3 protein-coding genes are annotated in these 2,495 nt (G+C 43.8%); 1 reads left to right on the top strand and 2 read right to left on the bottom strand.

The features are described from left to right. The coding region (locus tag BACCELL_RS25890) for a GTP-binding protein (RefSeq protein ID WP_007210271.1) at positions 1-753 on the bottom strand (753 nt) is incomplete at its 3' end. Positions 754-947: 194 nt separating this feature from the next. On the opposite strand from BACCELL_RS25890, the gene BACCELL_RS03980 reads away from it, so the two are divergent. Further along, positions 948-1,748, top strand: a complete 801-nt coding sequence (locus BACCELL_RS03980; RefSeq protein WP_044153282.1) for a gamma-glutamyl-gamma-aminobutyrate hydrolase family protein — start codon at positions 948-950, stop codon at positions 1,746-1,748. 301 nt (positions 1,749-2,049) lie between these two features. On the opposite strand, the gene BACCELL_RS03975 is transcribed toward BACCELL_RS03980, so the two are convergent. Beyond that, a partial coding sequence (locus tag BACCELL_RS03975) for a NanQ anomerase/TabA/YiaL family protein (protein WP_007210269.1) occupies positions 2,050-2,495 on the bottom strand: 446 nt, incomplete at its 5' end.

The following is a 2,495-nucleotide window of genomic DNA, read 5'->3' as shown; positions in this document are numbered from 1 at the left end:
CATGCCACGTGAAGCCAGTCCCTTACGGATACCTTCACGCATTTCATCTTCCGTCAGAGATTCTTGTTCAAAGAATTTCTCCATCAGGCTTTCATCGTGTTCTGCAGCTGCTTCCACCAATGCTTTGTGCAATTCGGTTGCTTTTTCCATTTCCTCTGCAGGAACATCTTCAATGGTGGGTGCACCACCTTCGGGGCCCCACGAATATTTTTTCATCAAAAGTACATCAATCAACGAATTGAAGTTCGGTCCGGTAGCCAACGGATATTGCACGGGAACTACCTTCGAACCATAAGCAGACCTCAACTGCTCCAGTACCATATCATAATCACACTTCTCATGGTCAAGCTGATTCACCAGGAAAATCACCGGTTTACCTAACTTTTCTGTATATCGGAAATGATTTTGGGTACCCACTTCAGGACCATATTGGCCATTCAGAAGTAATATTGCAGTATCAGTAACATTGAGTGCTGTCATGGCAGCTCCAACAAAGTCATCACTTCCCGGACAGTCTATAATATTAAGTTTCTTACCGTTCCACTCCACATGGAAAACGGTGGAAAACACAGAATAGCCATATTCTTGCTCCACCGGGAAGTAATCGCTGACTGTATTCTTGGCAGTAATTCTGCCGCGACGTTTTATAATACCACTCTCAAAGAGCAGCGCTTCTGTGAGAGTGGTTTTACCCGAGCCATCATTGCCAAGCAGGGCAATGTTCTTAATTTCATTCGTCTGATATACTTTCATGATATATAAGATTTAAAATGAATAACTCAGTATGCCTTCGCATACCCTTAATTTTTGTGAGGCGCAAATTATGAATTTATCAAAAGAAAAGCAATAAATCGACAGTGTTACTAAACTATGTTATGTAACACATCACTACTAACAGAAAGATTTTCTTAACTTTACAGCATAAATCACTAATCTTTAAACTTACAATGAAAGCACTGCTATCCGCCACCACGCTGTTGATTCTTCTATTGTTCAGCGGATGCCAATCCAATGGTGCCTCGCACAGGCAACGGCCATTGATCGGCATATCCTGCTCCCACCCCAATGATTATTCGACTGCCCGAATGACTTACACAGAATCTGTGATACAAGCCGGTGGTACTCCGATGCTCATCCCTATCACAACGGACAGTACGGTTTTGGCGGATATCGTCAGCCGGCTGGATGCAATTATATTAATAGGAGGGGCTGACATTCACCCTTCTTATTATAATGAAGAACCTATCGAGCAACTGGGGGAGGTTGATTCGCTGCGCGATGTTTACGACATCGCCCTGATTCGTCTTGCAGCACAGCGCAATGTACCGATGTTAGGTATCTGTAGGGGTGAGCAATTGATAAATGTAGCGTTCGGCGGGACACTCTATCAGGACATACCGGCACAATACCCGGACACTACCGTACGACATAATCAAAAAGAACCGAGCAGTGTGCCCACACATACGGTTCATCTCCTGCAAAGCTCCGCAATAGCTCAGATTACGGGGCAAACGGAGCTTTTCACAAATACGCATCATCACCAGGCGGTGAAGCAGGCAGCACCCGGTTTCCGGATTACGGCATGGGCCACGGACAGCATTCCCGAAGCCATTGAAAATATTAATGGAAAGCCCATATGGGGAGTACAGTTCCACCCGGAAGCATTAACAGTAGCAGGCGACAGTATATCTGCCAGATTCTTCCACTTTCTGGTTGATAAAGCAACGGCATTTCGAAGGAGTAAATAAACCCGGTGCCTACTCATCTCGAAAGGCATAGGCAAGTCACTTTTGTTTCTCAGTTAAGGCACTCTTGTTTCTCAGGCAAGAAACTTTTATTTCAAAGGGAAGAAACTTTTGTTTCTTAGGCAAGGCACTCTTGTTTCAGTGGGAAGAAACAAAATGGGACAAACAAGAGCCTGACAAAGCTAAAGTATCTCTCCTCCTAATCACAAGAAAGGGCGCAATCTTACGACTACACCCTTACTTTTATCAATAGACTTATTTTCATAAGATGAGGCTATTATTATAATATAGGTACGCGCGTGTATCACATATAATCCAACTTAATCACGATCACCCTTATATCCTGATCTTCCTTATCCGTAGCTATCTTTGCAATATGCCAGTCGGACGGGAAGAATAAGAAGAACTCACCGGGAACAGAGTCGATAAAGGTAGTTTTTTCCGGATTAAAATCATAGTGAATAACATCTTTTTTCTCACTATATTCGCAATTAGCCTTTGAAGACTCATGATCCAGCAATGCAAAACGCTCCGTTCCTTTCACCACATACTGCAAATCTATATGTTTCCGGTGTGATTCGGATGTCCGCTTCTCTAACGGTTCATTCTTACTATCTTCAACAGAAACCACAAGTGATGTTCCTTCTACCGGATGTTTTCCCTTCTCGATAGTAGTCAGGTCGTGCGACGCCAACCAGCGAAAAGCCGCCTTCCATTGTTCCGGATTCGCTTCGTACTGCGCTTTGAATT

The sequence above is a fragment of the Bacteroides cellulosilyticus DSM 14838 genome (assembly GCF_000158035.1).
Classification (GTDB): Bacteria; Bacteroidota; Bacteroidia; order Bacteroidales; family Bacteroidaceae; genus Bacteroides; species Bacteroides cellulosilyticus.
This window is presented reverse-complemented; position numbering and strand designations above follow the sequence as displayed.